The following is a 16419-nucleotide window of genomic DNA, read 5'->3' as shown; positions in this document are numbered from 1 at the left end:
CGGGTTAAACCGCCCGCTAGCGCGCATCAAGCTCTTCTCGGCGTTCGCGCAGCCGTCTTTGGCCGGGGGTCTCTTCTGGCTCCTCCGGGGCAAAGGCTTCGGGCTGGGTTGCCGGGGCGGCACCGCCCTCGACCTGCGGCAGATCGGGCGCAGGCGCGCGAAAGATGTCGCGGAACATACCCGGCGTCAGGGCCGAGAGCGGATTGACCTGCACCCGCGGCTCCGACACCGGGCCGCGCAGCCGGTAGTTGAACCCGATCAGCCCCTCGCCCTTACGGGTCAGAATGCTGCCGATCCCGTTCAGCAGAAAGAGCGGCGAGATAACTCCGCGCATGTCCAGTACCGAATTTGTCACGTCATAGGTGCCGTCCATCGACAGCCCCATAGACGGCCCAGTGGCGCTGGCCTGGGTCAGCACCATGGTGCTGGGGGTCAGGCGGAAACTGGCATCGACCTCCTGAAAATGGATGCCACTGCCGCCCATCTGTTCGAGCAGCCCGATGATGCTGATGGCGTTCAACAAGGCCGCGATTGCCGGCGCGTCGGTGATGCGGGTCTCGGTCACCCGCAGCGTGCCATCAAAGCTGGCCGCGCCCACGGGCAACAGGGTCAGCGACAGCGCTCCGCCTCGCGCCTGTTTCAGCAACCCCGCGGACGCCGCCACGCCGCCCGCATCGTCGGCCCGGATGCGCACGGCGCTGCGCCCGTTCTGCGGCAGGACCTGACCAGTGACCGGGGTACCGCCATTCACCCGCGCGGTGAACTCTCCGTCGAGGCCGCGCGCCATGTCGAACTGGCCGTTCATCCCCGTCAGCGCGATGGAGTCGGTGATCTGCAACCGGTCCAGCGCCAGCGTGATCGGCCCGCCACCCTGTTGGCCACCAGTGCCGGAACCCCTGCCGCCGAAATCCGCTGCGCGCAGGTCGAGGACACCTCCGCGCACGACCACCGCCGGGGCCGCGCGTCCGCGCCCCACCAGATCGACGGGTCCGCGCAGCCAGCGGCCCACCTCCACCTGCGAAAACCGCGCGCGCTCCAGCCCGCCACCTGGCGACAGGGTGATGGTGCCGGTGGCCTTCAGCCCCGGCGCATCGAGGCTCAGTTGATCCACGCGCGGCGTGTCGCCCAACAGGCCCGCCACTTGCAGGCTGCCGGGTGTGGACGCCGCCTTGCTCCAGCCCAGCGGCGGCGATGACAGGCGCACGCCGCGCAAGTCCGACGACAACGCAAAGGTTGGTGCGCCGCCGCCCACCGGCAGGCCGATGTCGATGCGGCCCGTGCCCTGCCCCGTCACCAATCCCGGAGGCAAGCCCAGCTCAAACGCCTCAATCGTGCGCGGCGACAGCTCGATCGTGCCCGAGACCGTGCCAGACTGCGGGGTCGATGCAATCGGTTGTGTCCACGTGGCGTCAAAAGGTACCCCGTCCAGCGTACCGGGTCCCGACACTGCGACCCGGGTGTTGCTGGCCGTCACGTTGAGGACCTTGGCCACAAGCCGCCGCCCATCGATCAGATTGGAACTGGCGACCTGCCGCGCCGTGCCCGACGCATTATAGTCCAGGTCCGCCGTGGTCAGCCCCGACCGCAGGGGCAGCGCCAATGTCCCCGACACGTCCAGAACGCCCTCGGCCAGATCCGGGGCAAGCCCCGCCTTTTTCATGATGTTGAGCGGCGGCTGATCCAGCAACGACAACGCCGCGGTCACGCTGCCTTGCGCGGCCAGCCGCACCACGGCCGGTGCGCCGTCCCGCGCGGTGACGTCCGGAATGATGAAGGACGACCCGCCCACCTCGACGATGCCACCCTCGGGCGCGGCAACCTGGCCTGCATCGACTGCAACCACAAACCGTCCCCCCAGCAGGCTGGCCGTACCGCTCGCATTGCGGACCGGTGGGAGCGTTTTGACGTACCGCACATGCGCATCGTCATAGGCAAAGCTGACAAAGGCCGTGGTCGGCGCCGTCGGCGTGTCGCGCACGGCCACGTCGATGTCCCGCAGCGTGCCCCCAAGCAGGTTTTCCGACAACCAGCCCCGCGTTTTCGGCACCAGCTGTTCGGGCCACAGCGCCAGCAGGCGTTCGGGCGTCAGCCCGTCCATCTGCGCATCCAAGCTGTAACTCCACCCGGCCTCGACAACCTCGAGCGCGCCGCGGGCCAGAAAGGTCTGACCGCTGTCCTGAAACAGCACCTGCCCCACATCCAGCCGGAACGGATCCAGCGTCAGCCGGAAATCCATGTCCGCGTTCTCGATGGCCACCGGGTCGGGATAAAGCCCATCGGGATTGAGCGAGATGACATTGGAACGGAACTGCCCCACAAGATCGCGCAGCGCGCCGGTCCCGTCCAGGCCCAGCACGGTCTGCCCCTCGATCGCGCCGGTCACCCATGCGCTGTCCACGGACAGCTCGCTGAATTCCAGCACCCGGCCCTCCGGATCATAGTTGAAATAGCTGCGTGCCGCGTTGAACGGCACCGGACGCGTGGCATCGGTGGGCTGGATAACCCCCGCGCCGATCCCCAGTGACACGTTCAGCGGTGCAAGCGTGCCATCACCGGCAATCCCGCCACGCATAGATCCGGAGATGGGTGCGCGCAGAACCTCCAGCCACTCAAATGGCGGCGCAAGGGCCGCAATATCGCCCGCATCAATGTCCGTGATCGTGGCCCCGAATGCCGCGGCAGCGTCACCGATCCGGCTTTCGTAGTTGGCCTCCAGCGTGGCCACCCCCTGCCCGCCGCTCAGCAGCGCCAGATCCGAGGTGATGCGCAGATCATCGCCCGCGCGGCTCAGCCGCATCCGCCCCCCGTCGATGGTCCAGGCCCGCGCGGACCGCACATCTTCGATGCGCAGGGTCAGGGCCTGGATGTCCGCGTCTTGCAGCGCCGACAGCGCCGGTTGCGTCAGCAAGGCGTCGATCCGTTCGATCAACTGCGCAAAGGTCGCGGCCTCCTGCGTCGGGGATGTCAGGTCCAATCCCCCAGACAGCACGACCGATCCATCCGACAGGCGGCGCAGATTGGCAAATATCCCCGAAATGCTGATGGATGTGGGGCGCACCGTGCCGCGCAGCAAATCGTCCACCGTCGTGCTGGCGCGCAACTCGCCAAAGGCCACGATCTCGGCCCCGGCCCCGTCGACCAGCTGCACATTGGTCATCCGCGCAGTAGGATGGATGCCATTCTCGGCCATCACCTCCAGCGCGTCGAACCGCAGCGATGCCGCACCAAGCGCCTCGGCCACGCGCAGCTCGATCCGTTCGCGCAGCCAGTCGGGCGCAGCCACGGGGCGGCCCATCGCCACGTAAAGGCCAACGCCGACCACCGCCGCCACGCACAGCGACACCAGAATGCTGCCGATCCCCGCCCGCCGCCACAGGCTGGCCTTGCGCGCGGGGGGCACGGGGTCTTGGGTGGGATCTGCACTGCTCATGACTTTATTCTTGTCCGCCCAGCCCTATCATGCCAGTCACAACTTTCACTCCAGCGACGAAAAGGTCCCTGCCTTGCTCGATATTGCGACACCCGCCCCCGATTTCACACTGCCGCAGGGCGACGGCACCGATGTCACCCTGTCCGACCTGCGTGGCGCGCCCGTGGTGCTTTTCTTTTATCCGCGCGACGACACGCCTGGCTGCACCAAGGAGTCCATCGCCTTTTCCGAACATCTGGACAGCTTTGCGGCCACGGGCGCAAAGGTGTTCGGCGTGTCCAAGGACAGTGTTGCAAGCCATGCGAAATTTGCCACCAAGCGTGATCTGACCGTGCCGCTCTTGTCGGACGAGAACGGCAGCGTGTGCGAGGATTACGGCGTGTGGAAGGAAAAGAACATGTATGGCAAGAAATACATGGGCATTGAACGCACGACCTACCTGATCGACGCCAATGGCGACGTCGCAATGGTCTGGCCCAAGGTCAAGGTACCCGGCCATGCCGAGGCGGTTCTGGCGGCGGTACAGGCGCTCTGAATGCGGCCATTGGCAGAGATGGCGGACGCGGTGCTGCGCACCGCTGACGGGCGCGAAAAGACGGCCCTGTCGCGCGGCTTTGCCGCCGAATGGCAGGCCGCGCGCAAGTCGGGCGCACAGCCCGAGGTGGGCCAAGCCGCCCCGCCGATGATGCCCGCCCGGCCTGCGCGGCCCGAACTGCTCAGCCCGCGCGACGTGCCGCGCCGACGCCCCGGCAGTCCTGAGGGCCGCATCGCCCTGCTGCATGCAGTGGCCCATATCGAGCTGAATGCAGTTGACCTGCATTGGGACATCATCGCGCGGTTCACCCATGTGCCCATGCCCATCGGGTTCTACGATGACTGGGTCAAGGCGGCGGACGAGGAATCCAAGCATTTCAACCTGATGTGCGATTGCCTTGAAGCGATGGGCAGCCATTATGGCGCTCTGCCCGCACATGCCGGCATGTGGCGTGCCGCCGAGGATACGGCAGAGGATTTCATGGGCCGCCTTGCCGTCGTGCCCATGGTGCTCGAGGCGCGCGGGCTCGATGTCACGCCCGGCATGATCAAGATTTTCCGCAACGCCAAGGCCGACCAGGCCGTCGCAGCTCTCGAGACGATCTATGCCGAGGAGGTGGCGCATGTGGCCTACGGGTCCAAGTGGTTTCACTTCCTCTGTGGCCGCCACGACCGTGACCCCAAGGACGCGTTTCACGATCTGGTCCAGACCTATTTCCACAGCCCGCTCAAACCGCCCTTCAACGAAGAGAAACGTGCCGAGGCGGGCCTGCCCCCGGATTTCTACTGGCCATTGGCCGTAGCGGACTGACCCGTACGGACAGGATGCGCGGTTTTCCGCCAATTTGTCACAATTCCGTACCACTTTGCGCCGGAATGGGGGATCAGGCTTGCCGCCCAAGGACGACACCCTTATTCACAGTCCGCAAGGCGTCGTGTTGGGGGATATGAGCGCCGGAATTGGGATGGGACAAGGGACGAGACGCAGTGCGAACACGCCTCGGCATAAAATGGCACGGCCTGCTGGAACACTATTTTCCAGAGCGCCGCGTATTCCTCAAATCGGACAATGACACGCGATTCATCCGGCTGCGCTCCGGAACACAGCTGGTGGCCTTTGCAGGCAGCTCCTTTGTGGTGGCCTGGGCGATTGTCGCGACGGCGATCCTGCTCATGGACAGCATCGGCGCCGGAAACTTCCGCGAACAGGCAAAACGCGACCAGCGTACCTATCAGGCGCGCCTGAACGACCTGTCCGCACAGCGCGACGCCCGCGCCGAAGAGGCGCTGGCCGCACAGGAACGGTTCAACGCCGCCCTGTCGCAGATCTCGGTGATGCAGTCCGAACTGCTCAGCTCCGAAACCCGCCGCCGCGAGCTGGAAACCGGGATCGAAGTGATCCAGGCTACGCTGCGCGGCACCATGCAGGACCGCGAGGCCGCGCGCAGCCAGCTGGCCACCCTGCAAGAGGATCTCGCCACCGGGGCCGCCTCCTCCAGCGCGGTTGCCGCCAATGGCGCCCCGATGGATTTCGTGGCCGACGCTCTCGCCCGCACCGCGGCCGAGCGTGACAAGGTGGTACAGGACGCGCAGGACGCGCTGCTGGCCGCCGACGAAATGGCCGCGCAGATCGCCGTGATGCAGGAACAAAACGACCAGATCTTCCGCCAGCTCGAAGAGGCGATGACCGTCTCTGTCGCCCCGCTGGACAAGATGTTCCGCGCCGCAGGCATGCCCACCGACCGCATCATCGAGCAGGTCCGCCGTGGCTATTCCGGTCAGGGTGGCCCGCTCACGCCGCTGTCTTTCTCGACCCGCGGCGAAGAACCCAGCCCAGACGCCCTGCGCGCCAACCGTCTGCTGAACCAGATGGACCAGCTGAACCTCTACCGCATCGCCGCGCAAAAAGCGCCCTTTGCCTCGCCCGTCAAATCGGCCTTCCGGTTCACCTCGTCCTTCGGCTTCCGCCGCGACCCCAAAACCGGTGGCCGCCGCATGCACAACGGCGTCGATTTCGCCGCCAGCAACGGCACCCCCCTCTATGCGACCGCCGACGGCGTCGTCACCTATTCCGGCTGGCAATCCGGCTATGGTCGTCTTGTCAAAATCCAACACGAATTCGGCATCGAAACCCGCTATGCCCATTTGTCCAAACTTCGCGTGAAAGTTGGCCAAAGGGTCTCGCGCGGGGACCGGATTGGTGATATGGGAGCCTCTGGACGGGTGACCGGTGTGCATTTGCATTACGAAGTCCGCGTCGGCGGCAAAGCCGTAAACCCCATGATCTACATCAAGGCAGCAAACGATGTTTTCTAAGAGCAAAATCAACGAACCCGGCCCCAGCACAGACGCAGCGAAACCAGCCGCACAGCCGTCTCCTGCCCCCGCCGCACCGCCCAAGCAGAGCGAGTTCAAGGCCAGCGCCCCCAAGGCCAAGCCGCCCGCCTCGGTCCTGTCTGCGGATCTGCACATCACCGGCAACATGAAAACAACCGGCGACATCCAGGTCGAAGGTACCGTGGAAGGCGACATTCGCGCCCACCTGCTGACCATTGGCGAAAGCGCCACGATCAAGGGCGAAGTGATCGCCGATGACGTCGTGATCAACGGCCGCATCGTGGGCCGCGTGCGTGGCCTCAAGGTGCGCCTGACATCGACCGCACGTGTCGAGGGCGACATCATCCACAAGACCATCGCCATCGAATCCGGCGCCCATTTCGAAGGCTCGGTGCAGCGTCAGGACGACCCGCTCAACGCAGGCTCCGGCCAGCCCAAGCACCGCCAGCCTGCCCCGGCAGCGCCCGCGGCTCCGGCAACACCACGCCAGGAGTAACCGGGCCTCATCCCCGGACAGGAACAGGCGTCGCAGGAAACTGCGACGCTTTTTTCATTGCCCCAGCATCCACGCCCCATCCGGCCAGAACGCGTGGTAGGCAAAGGCAAACATCACGTCATGCGGCACGTCCGACCCATCGGCACGCCGCACGCGGATACTGCCCACATCGCGCCCCCGGTCGATGCGCGGCGTGTCCAGCGCCGACGCCTGCCCCGGCACCCAACTGATGGTCACGCCCGCTTCGGTAACCTCACCGGCCGCAGCCAACCGCGTCAGCGGCCAGGCCCGGTCGCCCACGCGCACCACCCGTGCCAGCGCCGGTATACCATGCGGCGGCGGCGCGCCGGAATAGAGAAACGGACGCGTGCTGCTGTCATATCTGGAATAGGGATTGCGGCCATAGTCGCGGTTGAACGGCGGCTCGGCCATGACCAGCCCGTCAGGATGCGCCGCCTTGAACTCTGCCCAGCTCTCCATCCATGTGGGCATCTGGCGCAGCTCGGTGCCGGTCATCGCGCCCACCACAGCCACGCCGATGGCCTGCTGCCACCAGCTTTGGGTTTCGCGGTCGTACATGATCATGTCCGACTGGCGCAGCTTGCCCGACACGCCAAAGCTCAGCACCCGTCCACCCACGCGCCGGTCAAAGGTGATGCCCGAATTGCACAGCGGGCAGAATGTCACCGCCACGGGGATGCCGCCGACGGTGTCATTCACGATTTCGTGCCACGTCAGATACCGGATCGGATAGGCCCGCGCCCGCGCGCCGTCGATGGCGACGGTGATCACGGGCTCCCGGTTGCCGATGCCACGTTTGTTGGCCACTTCGACAAATTGAGGGGCATCGATGGCGGGAATGCCGTCCTTGGGTGGCCCGCCCGACAGGATCTCGACCCAATTGGCGATGGTCGTCTTGTCGAAATCCGTATCCGGCCATTCGTGACGCCAGAAATCCGGGCTGGCCACTGCGGGCAACGCCCCGCACAGCGCCAGCAACAAAACGGCTATCCCGTGTCTGAACATGGCTCCCCCCACCGACGTGTCGACGCACGCAGCATGCCCCAGGGCGCGCCGCAAACACAGCCCACCCCACGCAGACGTGAAAAGGGGCGCGCCAAGCGGCACGCCCCCATCTGTCTCAAACGCTGAACCGGGATCAGTCGGTTGCGACCACCTGCACCATGCGGTCGGGATCGCCTTCGGTCATCGCGCCGCTGCGCGGATGGCCCTTCTTGATCGACTGAACCACGTTGAAGCCATCGGTCACACGGCCCACGACCGTGTATTGCCCATTCAGAAACGGACCGGGTTCGAACATGATAAAGAACTGCGAATTCGCGCTGTTGGGCGATTGCGACCGCGCCATCCCAACCACACCGGCCTCAAAGGGCACGTTCGAAAACTCCGCAGGCAGGTCCGGCAGATCCGACCCGCCCGTGCCCGCACGGCGATAGTTATAGCCGTCCGTGGTATCGCCGAACTGCACATCGCCCGTCTGCGCCATGAACCCGTCGATCACCCGGTGAAAGACCACACCGTCATAGGCGCCGCTTTCGGCCAGTTCGGTGATGCGCGCCACGTGCTGCGGCGCGACATCTTCGAGCAGGTCGATGGTGATCACACCATTGGCCTCGCCCGCAACGGTGATCTGAAGCCCTGTGGCCAGCGCAGGCGACGCACCGGCAACAAGGGCCGCGGCCAGAAGGTTACGCAACATCTGCGGCCACCTTGACGCTGATCATCCGGTCAGGCTCCGCTGGTGGCTCGCCGCGCGTGATGGCGTCGACATGTTCCATGCCCGACACGACCTGACCATACACGGTGTACTGACCGTTCAGGAAATCATTGTCCTTGAAGTTGATAAAGAACTGGCTGTTGGCGCTGTTGGGGTTGGCCGACCGGGCCGCACCCAGCGATCCGCGCGCGTGCGGGATCTTGGAGAATTCGGCCGGAACATCCGGCTTGTCCGACCCGCCAGTGCCCGCCATGCGGATGTTGAAACCGTCTTCCATGTCGCCGTGCTGCACGTCGCCTGTCTGCGCCATGAACCCGTCGATGACACGGTGGAATGCAACATTGTCGTACTCGCCCGCGCGTGCCAGCTCCTTCATGCGCTCCACATGTTTGGGGGCCACGTCGGGCAGCAGCTGGATGGTGACCGTGCCACCCTTCAGTTCCATCAGGATCGTGTTTTCGGGGTCTTTGATATCGGACATGCGTGCCTCTTTCTGTCTCAAGCTTTCTTGGGACATATGCCGATGCGGCCCGATGGACAAGTAACGCGTTGACCTGCAGGCCAAATGCCGCGATGCAATGCGCGTATTCACCAAACCGACCGGACAAAGGAACGCGATATGGGCTGGAAAACGCTGGACGACATGGACCTGAACGGCAAACGGGTGCTGACCCGCGTGGACATCAACGTGCCGATGGAAAATGGCCGTGTCACCGACGCCACCCGCATCACCCGCATCGCCCCCACCGTGGCCGACATCCGCGCCAAAGGCGGCAGCCCGGTTCTGCTGGCCCATTTCGGCCGCCCCAAGGGCCAGGTCGTGCCCGATATGTCGCTGGAGCCGCTGGTGCCCGCCCTGCAAGAGGCATTCGGCTGCCCCGTCACCTTCGTCGAACGCCCTTCGCGTGACTGGATCGATGCCCAGCCCGCCGATGCGGTGATCCTCGTGGAAAACACCCGCTTCACCCCGATGGAAGAGGCAAACGACCCCCAGATGGCGCAATTCCTCGCCACGCTGGGCGATGTGTTCTGCAATGACGCGTTCTCTGCTGCGCACCGGGCCCATGCCTCGACCACCGGTGTGGCCCACCTGCTGCCCGCCTGCGCCGGGCGTTTGATGCAGGCCGAACTCAGCGCGCTGGAGGCCGCCCTGTCCACGCCCAAACGCCCCGTGGGTGCCGTGGTAGGCGGTGCCAAGGTCTCGACCAAGCTCGACCTGCTGACCAACCTGGTGGAAAAGATCGACGTGCTGATCATCGGCGGCGGCATGGCCAACACGTTCCTCGCCGCCCAAGGTGCGCAGCTGGGCGCGTCCCTGCAAGAGGCCGACCTGCACGACACCGCGCGCGAGATCATGGACAAGGCCGCCGCCGCAGGCTGCCGTATCCTGCTGCCCAGCGATGGGCGCGTGTCCCGCGCCTTTGCCGCCGGTGCGCCTTATGACACCATCGCGCTGAATGCGGACACCCGGCTCGATGATGACCAGATGGTGCTGGACGCAGGCGACGCGGCCGTCGCGGATGTTGCCGCCGCGATCGACACGCTCAGCACGCTGATCTGGAATGGCCCGCTGGGGGCCTTTGAAATCGCCCCCTTTGACACGGCCACCGTCGCCGCGGCCAAGGCGGCGGCGGCGCGCACCGCCTCACACGGGCTGATCACCGTCGCAGGCGGCGGCGACACCGTTGCGGCGCTGAATCAGGCGGGTGTGGCGGACGACTTTACCTATATCTCTACCGCCGGTGGCGCGTTCCTCGAATGGATGGAGGGCAAGGACCTGCCCGGCGTCGCCGCCTTGGGCTGACCGGACGGGTTGGCGCGGCGCGCCTGCGCCCCATATCATACGCAGTCTATCAGCACGGGGGGGACCACCACATATGGCATGGACACTGATCACCGGCGCGTCCGAGGGACTGGGCGTCGAATTCGCCCGCATCGCCGCCAGGGAAGGCCGCAACCTGATCCTTGCCGCACGGTCGGCGGACAAACTCGAACGCGTCGCAGAAGACGCCCGCGCCCAAGGTGTCGAGGTTCTGGTGGTGCCGACCGACCTCTCGGACCCCGCCGCCACGGATCAGCTTTGGGCCACCGCGACCGACGGGCGTTCGGTGGATGTGCTGGTCAACAATGCCGGGCTCGGCTCCAACGGTGATTTCGCCGATGGACAGTCCTGGGGCCGCGAGCTCAGCTCGATCCAGGTCAACATGCTCGCCCTGACCCGGCTGATGAAATTGGCGATCCCCCACATGCAAGCCCTCGACAAGGGACGAATCCTCAATGTGGCCTCGGTCGCGGGCTTCACCCCCGGCCCGAACATGGCCGTCTATCACGCGACCAAGGCCTATGTGCTGTCCCTCTCCGAGGCCGTCGCCGAAGAGCTGCGCGGCACAAATGTCACCGTCACCGCACTCTGCCCCGGTGCCACGGCCACGAATTTCTTTGAGGATGCGGACATGAACGGCGTGCGCCTGCTCAAGATCGCCAAACCGATGAAGGCGTCCGAAGTGGCCGAACTTGGCTGGCTTCAGGCGCGGATCGGTAAGCGGATCGTGGTACCAGGGGCCATGAACAAGGTCTTTGCCTTCCTGCCGCGCATCTCACCGCGCGGGGTCACGACGCGCGTCACCTCCATGATCATGGGAAAACACTAGCCCGGCGAATCATAAGGGATTCACAAGGCGAATCAGGTGTGTCATACTGCACGAAACCACCCAGAGAGGTGGATCAAAGGCAGAGCAGCATGACCCGCACCGCACGTCCCGCATTGGGGACATTCATATTCTTTGCAATCGCGTTTGCGCTTGCGATCTACTTCACCTTTGCGGCGGTGCAAGGGGATTACGGCCTGTTCCGGCGCGCGGAAATTGATGCCGAGGCGCGCGACCTTGCCGCCCAGCTGGCCATCGTGCAGGCAGACGTCGCACAAATGGAAAACCTGACCAAACGCCTCTCCGATGACTATCTGGATCTTGACCTGCTGGACGAACAGGCACGCAAGATGTTGGGTGTCCTGCGCAGCGACGAAATCGTCATCCGCTGATTTTCCCATAACTTCAGACATTTACCGCGCGGCTGCCGTTGCGGCACATTGACACTCGCACGCACGCGGCGAATCCTGTAAGGAATAGTTTAACGCTAAACTATCTGCCCCGGAGGAGGAGCCCCCCTATGGCCGCGCGCAAAGCCACGAAGAAACCCAACGTATCCGCAGAGGAGTTGCAAGCCTACTACCGCGACATGCTCCTGATCCGCCGCTTCGAGGAAAAGGCGGGCCAACTCTACGGAATGGGTCTGATCGGCGGGTTTTGCCACCTTTATATCGGTCAGGAGGCCGTCGTTGTGGGCCTCGAGGCAGCAGCGGGCGAAGGCGACAAGCGCATCACATCCTACCGCGATCACGGTCACATGCTGGCCTGCGGGATGGACCCCAATGGCGTGATGGCCGAGTTGACGGGCCGCGAGGGCGGCTATTCCAAGGGCAAGGGCGGGAGCATGCACATGTTCTCGAAGGAAAAGCATTTCTACGGCGGCCACGGCATCGTGGCGGCACAGGTACCGCTGGGCGCGGGCCTTGCCTTTTCGGACATGTACAAGGGCAACGACCGCGTGACCTTCACCTATTTCGGTGACGGTGCGGCGAACCAGGGCCAAGTCTACGAGGCCTACAACATGGCCGAGCTGTGGATGCTGCCCTGCATTTTTGTCATTGAAAACAACCAGTACGCCATGGGCACCTCGACCAAGCGGTCGACCAAGTCGCCCAGCTACTGGGAACGCGGTGCCGCCTACGGCATTCCGGGCGAGGAAGTGGACGGCATGGACGTGCTAGCCGTCAAGGAAGCGGGCGAAAAGGCCGTGGCCCACTGCCGCGCGGGCAAGGGCCCCTATATCCTCGAAATCAAAACCTACCGCTACCGCGGCCACTCGATGTCGGACCCGGCCAAATACCGGACCCGCGAAGAAGTGCAGAAGATGCGCGACGAACGCGACCCGATCGAGGCCGTGCGCTCCATGCTGCTGACCGGCAAGCACGCCACCGAAGAGGACCTCAAGGCGATCGACAAGGAGATCAAGGAAATCGTCAACGCGTCCGCCGAGTTCGCCAAGGAAAGCCACGAGCCAGCGCTCGATGAGCTTTGGACCGACATCTACGCCGCCGAGACGGCACCGCAGAACGCGTAAGGGAGAGACAGACAATGGCAACCGAAATTCTCATGCCCGCCCTCTCGCCCACCATGGAAGAGGGTACGCTGGCGAAATGGCTTGTTAACGAAGGCGATACGGTCGCGTCCGGCGACATCATGGCCGAGATCGAGACCGACAAGGCGACGATGGAGTTCGAGGCCGTCGACGAAGGTGTGATTGGCAAGATCCTTGTCCCCGCGGGGACAGAAGGGGTCAAGGTCAACACGCCCATCGCGATCCTTGTCGAAGAAGGTGAAAGCGTCGACGACATCGACACGTCCAGCACCCCTGCCCCCGCCGCACTCGGCGGAGAGGAAGGCAAGGCCGCGTCGCCCGCAACCGCGTCAACACCAGATATCCCGCCCGCCCCGTCGGTCGATCAAAGCCCCGACTACCCCGAGGGCACGCCGATGAAACAGCAGACCGTGCGCGAAGCGCTGCGCGACGCCATGGCCGAAGAGATGCGCGCCGACGACACCGTGTTCCTGATGGGTGAAGAGGTCGCCGAGTACCAGGGCGCCTACAAGGTGTCCCAAGGCCTGCTGGACGAGTTTGGGTCGCGCCGCGTGATCGACACGCCCATCACCGAACACGGCTTTGCCGGGATCGGTGTCGGCGCGGCCTTTGGAGGGCTGCGTCCCATCGTGGAATTCATGACATGGAACTTCGCCATGCAGGCGATTGACCACATCATCAACTCTGCGGCCAAGACGCTCTATATGTCCGGCGGTCAGATGGGCGCGCCCATGGTCTTCCGTGGTCCCAACGGTGCGGCGGCTCGCGTCGGTGCCCAGCACAGCCAGGATTACGCTGCGTGGTACATGCAGGTGCCGGGCCTCAAGGTGGTGATGCCCTATTCGGCAGCGGATGCCAAAGGTCTGATGAAAACCGCCATCCGCGACAATAACCCGGTCTGTTTCCTGGAAAACGAAATCCTCTATGGCCGCAGCTTTGAAGTGCCGGACGTGGACGATTTCACCATCCCCTTCGGCAAGGCGCGCATTTGGCGCGAAGGGTCGGATGTGACCATCGTCTCCTTTGGGATCGGTATGCAATACGCCCTCGAAGCGGCGGACAAACTGGCCAAGGACGGCATCAGCGCCGAGGTCATCGACCTGCGCACCATCCGCCCGATGGACACCGCGACGATCCTGGCGTCGGTCATGAAAACCAACCGCTGCGTCACCGTCGAAGAAGGCTGGCCCCAAGGCTCGGTCGGTGGCTACATCAGTTCGGTGATCATGCAAGAAGCGTTCGACTACCTCGACGCCCCGGTGATCAACTGCACCGGCAAGGACGTGCCGATGCCCTACGCCGCGAACCTTGAAAAACACGCGCTGATTACGACGGATGAAGTGATTGCCGCCGTGAAACAAGTCACCTACCGCTAAGGAGCCGCTGATATGCCGACAGAAATTCTCATGCCCGCGCTGTCTCCGACGATGGAGGAAGGGACGCTGGCGAAGTGGCTCGTGAAGGAGGGGGATACGGTGTCGTCCGGCGATCTTCTGGCCGAAATCGAAACCGACAAGGCAACGATGGAATTCGAAGCCGTCGACGAAGGCGTCGTCGGCAAGATCCTGGTGGCCGAAGGCTCCGAAGGGGTCAAGGTCAACACGCCCATCGCGGTCTTGCTCGAAGACGGCGAAAGCGCGGACGACATTGGTACGACCTCCGCGCCCACCGCAGCGGCTGCTGCGCCCGAGGCAGCGGAGCCCGAAGCCTCTGCCCCGGCTGAGGCCCCGCAATCCGCGCCCGCGCCTGTCGCAGCCGACGGCAATCGGATCTTTTCATCGCCCTTGGCGCGCCGCATCGCGGCTCAAAAAGGCATTGATCTGTCCCAGATCAAAGGCTCCGGCCCACGTGGTCGTATCGTCAAAGCGGATGTGGAAAACGCGCAACCTCAAGCAGAAGCGCCTGCTGTCGCGAGTGCGCCTGCCGCAGCGGCCCCTGCCCCCGCGGGTCCGTCCGCAGACGCCGTATCGAAAATGTATCAGGATCGCGACTACGAAGAGGTCAAGCTCGACGGAATGCGCAAGACCATTGCAGCACGCCTGACAGAGGCCAAACAGACGGTACCGCATTTCTACCTGCGGCGTGACATCAAGCTGGATGCGCTGCTGGAATTCCGCGGCACTCTGAACGGTCAATTGGCTGAACGGGGCGTCAAGCTGTCGGTGAATGACTTCATCATCAAGGCGTGCGCACTTGCCTTGCAAACGGTGCCGGACGCAAACGCTGTCTGGGCCGGGGACAAGATCCTCAAGCTGACGCCGTCCGACGTGGCGGTGGCTGTGGCAATCGAAGGCGGGCTGTTCACGCCGGTCCTGAAGGATGCGCATCACAAGTCGCTCTCGGCTCTGTCTGCTGAGATGAAAGATCTCGCCGGACGCGCGCGGGACCGCAAGCTGGCGCCGCACGAATACCAAGGCGGCAGCTTTGCCATCTCAAATCTGGGCATGTTCGGAATCGACAATTTTGATGCGGTGATCAATCCGCCGCACGGCGCCATTCTAGCCGTCGGCGCGGGGGTGAAGAAACCGGTTGTTGGCAAGGACGGTGAATTGGGTGTGGCAACAGTGATGTCTGTTACCCTCTCCGTCGATCACCGGGTCATCGATGGCGCGCTGGGGGCTCAGCTCTTGCAGGCGATTGTCGACAACCTGGAAAATCCGTTAGCCATGTTGGCCTGATCAGAAACAAAAAAAGGGCCGGAGCAATGCTCCGGCCCTTTCTCATTTAGTTATCGTGATCTTTACCAAGCATATGGTTCATTGAAACCGACGGCTGTTCACACCCCGCCTCGCCAACGATGCGCGCTGGAATACCCGCTACTGTCTTGCAGTCGGGTACTTCTTCGAGAACAACGGACCCGGCCGCGATCCGGCTGCAATTGCCAATTCGGATGTTGCCCAAAACCTTGGCACCCGCTCCGATCAATACGCCGTTCCCGATCTTTGGATGCCGGTCTTCTTCTTCCTTGCCCGTACCGCCAAGCGTAACGGAATGCAGCATGGAAACATTGTCCCCGACCACGGCCGTTTCGCCAATGACGATGGAATGGGCGTGATCAATCATGATCCCTTTGCCAATACGGGCCGCCGGGTGAATATCCACCCCGAAAATCTCGGACACACGCATCTGGAAGAAATAGGCCAGATCAAAATTTCCCTGTGACCAAAGGAAATGACCAACACGGTAAGCTTGAACCGCTTGGTAGCCCTTGAAGTAGAGGATCGGTTGAACCAGCCGGTGGCATGCCGGGTCGCGCTCGTAAACAGCAACAAGGTCCGCGCGCGCGGCTGCTACCAATTCAGGCGAAGACTGATACGCCTCTTCGACAATCTCGCGCACTACCACCATCGACATTTCGTTGGATGCGAGCTTGGCTGCGATCCTGTATGACAAAGCCTTTTCAATGGATTTGTGGTGCAAAATGCAGGCATGTACAAACCCGCCGATCAGCGGCTCATCCGTCACCGCTTGCCGCGCTTCTTCCGTGATCTGGTCCCAAACGGGATCAATCTTCGCGATATTCGTTTTCAACTCAGCCATGGCAAATCCTCTCCGGCACACCATAGCCTAGATAGACATTTCTCGCCAAACGCAAACCTGTGATGGCGTTGATCTGACATCGCGATGAATGGAAGACCCCGCGCAGAGCTGATAATTATCAGGAAACTAAAGAAAAACTTAGGC

The 16419-nt window shown here is 63.7% G+C and carries 15 protein-coding genes; 10 read left to right on the top strand and 5 right to left on the bottom strand.

Going from position 1 to position 16419, the window contains the following annotated elements; translation table 11 throughout:
- Positions 1 to 16: 16 nt before the first annotated feature.
- A complete protein-coding gene (locus Q0949_RS20080) occupies positions 17 to 3430 on the bottom strand; it encodes an AsmA-like C-terminal region-containing protein (protein WP_299376732.1) in 3414 nt (1137 codons plus the stop codon).
- Positions 3431 to 3503: 73 nt separating this feature from the next.
- Between Q0949_RS20080 and Q0949_RS20075 the strand changes: the two genes are divergently transcribed.
- From Q0949_RS20075 to Q0949_RS20060, 4 genes are all read left to right on the top strand, one after another.
- Positions 3504 to 3965, top strand: a complete 462-nt coding sequence (locus tag Q0949_RS20075) for a peroxiredoxin (protein WP_299376924.1) — start codon at positions 3504 to 3506, stop codon at positions 3963 to 3965.
- Positions 3966 to 4775, top strand: a complete 810-nt coding sequence (locus Q0949_RS20070; RefSeq protein ID WP_299376729.1) for a ferritin-like domain-containing protein — start codon at positions 3966 to 3968, stop codon at positions 4773 to 4775. It begins immediately after the preceding gene.
- A gap of 176 nt (positions 4776 to 4951) precedes the next feature.
- Positions 4952 to 6280 (top strand): M23 family metallopeptidase, encoded by a 1329-nt coding sequence (locus tag Q0949_RS20065; protein WP_299376726.1) that lies wholly within the window; start codon positions 4952 to 4954, stop codon positions 6278 to 6280.
- Positions 6270 to 6797: a polymer-forming cytoskeletal protein gene (locus tag Q0949_RS20060; RefSeq protein WP_299376723.1), complete on the top strand. Its 528-nt coding sequence runs from the start codon at positions 6270 to 6272 to the stop codon at positions 6795 to 6797. The genes Q0949_RS20065 and Q0949_RS20060 overlap by 11 nt, the downstream gene beginning before the upstream one ends.
- Positions 6798 to 6851: 54 nt before the next feature.
- Here the strand turns inward: Q0949_RS20060 and Q0949_RS20055 are convergent, their stop codons facing one another.
- From Q0949_RS20055 to Q0949_RS20045, 3 genes are all read right to left on the bottom strand, one after another.
- Complete coding sequence (locus Q0949_RS20055) at positions 6852 to 7823, bottom strand: DUF3179 domain-containing protein (RefSeq protein WP_299376720.1); 972 nt, start codon at positions 7821 to 7823, stop codon at positions 6852 to 6854.
- 133 nt (positions 7824 to 7956) lie between these two features.
- On the bottom strand, positions 7957 to 8517 hold the full coding sequence (locus tag Q0949_RS20050; protein ID WP_299376717.1) for a peptidylprolyl isomerase: 561 nt from the start codon (positions 8515 to 8517) through the stop codon (positions 7957 to 7959).
- Positions 8507 to 9016 (bottom strand): peptidylprolyl isomerase, encoded by a 510-nt coding sequence (locus tag Q0949_RS20045; RefSeq protein WP_299376714.1) that lies wholly within the window; start codon positions 9014 to 9016, stop codon positions 8507 to 8509. Before Q0949_RS20045 ends, Q0949_RS20050 begins: the two co-directional genes overlap by 11 nt.
- A 138-nt stretch (positions 9017 to 9154) precedes the next feature.
- Here Q0949_RS20045 and Q0949_RS20040 point away from each other — a divergent pair, with 138 nt between their 5' ends.
- The 6 genes from Q0949_RS20040 to Q0949_RS20015 all read left to right on the top strand — a co-directional run bounded on the left by Q0949_RS20040 (position 9155) and on the right by Q0949_RS20015 (position 15413).
- Positions 9155 to 10339: a phosphoglycerate kinase gene (locus tag Q0949_RS20040; RefSeq protein WP_299376711.1), complete on the top strand. Its 1185-nt coding sequence runs from the start codon at positions 9155 to 9157 to the stop codon at positions 10337 to 10339.
- A gap of 73 nt (positions 10340 to 10412) precedes the next feature.
- Positions 10413 to 11186: an SDR family oxidoreductase gene (locus tag Q0949_RS20035; RefSeq protein ID WP_299376708.1), complete on the top strand. Its 774-nt coding sequence runs from the start codon at positions 10413 to 10415 to the stop codon at positions 11184 to 11186.
- An 89-nt stretch (positions 11187 to 11275) separates the two neighbouring features.
- The gene (locus Q0949_RS20030; RefSeq protein WP_299376705.1) at positions 11276 to 11575 is read left to right on the top strand and encodes a septum formation initiator family protein; all 300 of its coding nucleotides are present in this window, start codon (positions 11276 to 11278) and stop codon (positions 11573 to 11575) included.
- 128 nt (positions 11576 to 11703) lie between these two features.
- A complete protein-coding gene (gene pdhA / locus Q0949_RS20025) occupies positions 11704 to 12717 on the top strand; it encodes a pyruvate dehydrogenase (acetyl-transferring) E1 component subunit alpha (RefSeq protein ID WP_299376702.1) in 1014 nt (337 codons plus the stop codon).
- A 14-nt stretch (positions 12718 to 12731) separates the two neighbouring features.
- The gene (locus Q0949_RS20020; protein ID WP_299376699.1) at positions 12732 to 14111 is read left to right on the top strand and encodes a pyruvate dehydrogenase complex E1 component subunit beta; all 1380 of its coding nucleotides are present in this window, start codon (positions 12732 to 12734) and stop codon (positions 14109 to 14111) included.
- Between the two features lie 12 nt (positions 14112 to 14123).
- Positions 14124 to 15413: a pyruvate dehydrogenase complex dihydrolipoamide acetyltransferase gene (locus tag Q0949_RS20015; protein WP_299376696.1), complete on the top strand. Its 1290-nt coding sequence runs from the start codon at positions 14124 to 14126 to the stop codon at positions 15411 to 15413.
- A gap of 46 nt (positions 15414 to 15459) precedes the next feature.
- Here the strand turns inward: Q0949_RS20015 and cysE are convergent, their stop codons facing one another.
- Positions 15460 to 16275: a serine O-acetyltransferase gene (cysE, locus tag Q0949_RS20010; RefSeq protein ID WP_299376693.1), complete on the bottom strand. Its 816-nt coding sequence runs from the start codon at positions 16273 to 16275 to the stop codon at positions 15460 to 15462.
- Positions 16276 to 16419: the final 144 nt, after the last annotated feature.

Origin of the sequence: uncultured Tateyamaria sp., assembly GCF_947487805.1 — a bacterium.
GTDB lineage: Bacteria > Pseudomonadota > Alphaproteobacteria > Rhodobacterales > Rhodobacteraceae > Tateyamaria.
The sequence above is the reverse complement of the archived record's forward strand: the minus strand, read 5'-3'. Positions and strand labels throughout refer to the sequence as shown.

Excerpts from the sequence above, each read along its gene's own strand:
- Q0949_RS20020 (WP_299376699.1), top strand. The coding sequence starts at position 12,732 with ATGGCAACCGAAATTCTCATGCCCGCCCTCTCGCCCACCATGGAAGAG.
- Q0949_RS20080 (WP_299376732.1), bottom strand. The coding sequence starts at position 3,430 with ATGAGCAGTGCAGATCCCACCCAAGACCCCGTGCCCCCCGCGCGCAAG.
- cysE (WP_299376693.1), bottom strand. The coding sequence starts at position 16,275 with ATGGCTGAGTTGAAAACGAATATCGCGAAGATTGATCCCGTTTGGGAC.
- Q0949_RS20070 (WP_299376729.1), top strand. The coding sequence starts at position 3,966 with ATGCGGCCATTGGCAGAGATGGCGGACGCGGTGCTGCGCACCGCTGAC.
- Q0949_RS20015 (WP_299376696.1), top strand. The coding sequence starts at position 14,124 with ATGCCGACAGAAATTCTCATGCCCGCGCTGTCTCCGACGATGGAGGAA.
- Q0949_RS20050 (WP_299376717.1), bottom strand. The coding sequence starts at position 8,517 with ATGTTGCGTAACCTTCTGGCCGCGGCCCTTGTTGCCGGTGCGTCGCCT.
- Q0949_RS20060 (WP_299376723.1), top strand. The coding sequence starts at position 6,270 with ATGTTTTCTAAGAGCAAAATCAACGAACCCGGCCCCAGCACAGACGCA.
- Q0949_RS20040 (WP_299376711.1), top strand. The coding sequence starts at position 9,155 with ATGGGCTGGAAAACGCTGGACGACATGGACCTGAACGGCAAACGGGTG.
- Q0949_RS20035 (WP_299376708.1), top strand. The coding sequence starts at position 10,413 with ATGGCATGGACACTGATCACCGGCGCGTCCGAGGGACTGGGCGTCGAA.
- pdhA (WP_299376702.1), top strand. The coding sequence starts at position 11,704 with ATGGCCGCGCGCAAAGCCACGAAGAAACCCAACGTATCCGCAGAGGAG.
- Q0949_RS20030 (WP_299376705.1), top strand. The coding sequence starts at position 11,276 with ATGACCCGCACCGCACGTCCCGCATTGGGGACATTCATATTCTTTGCA.
- Q0949_RS20045 (WP_299376714.1), bottom strand. The coding sequence starts at position 9,016 with ATGTCCGATATCAAAGACCCCGAAAACACGATCCTGATGGAACTGAAG.
- Q0949_RS20055 (WP_299376720.1), bottom strand. The coding sequence starts at position 7,823 with ATGTTCAGACACGGGATAGCCGTTTTGTTGCTGGCGCTGTGCGGGGCG.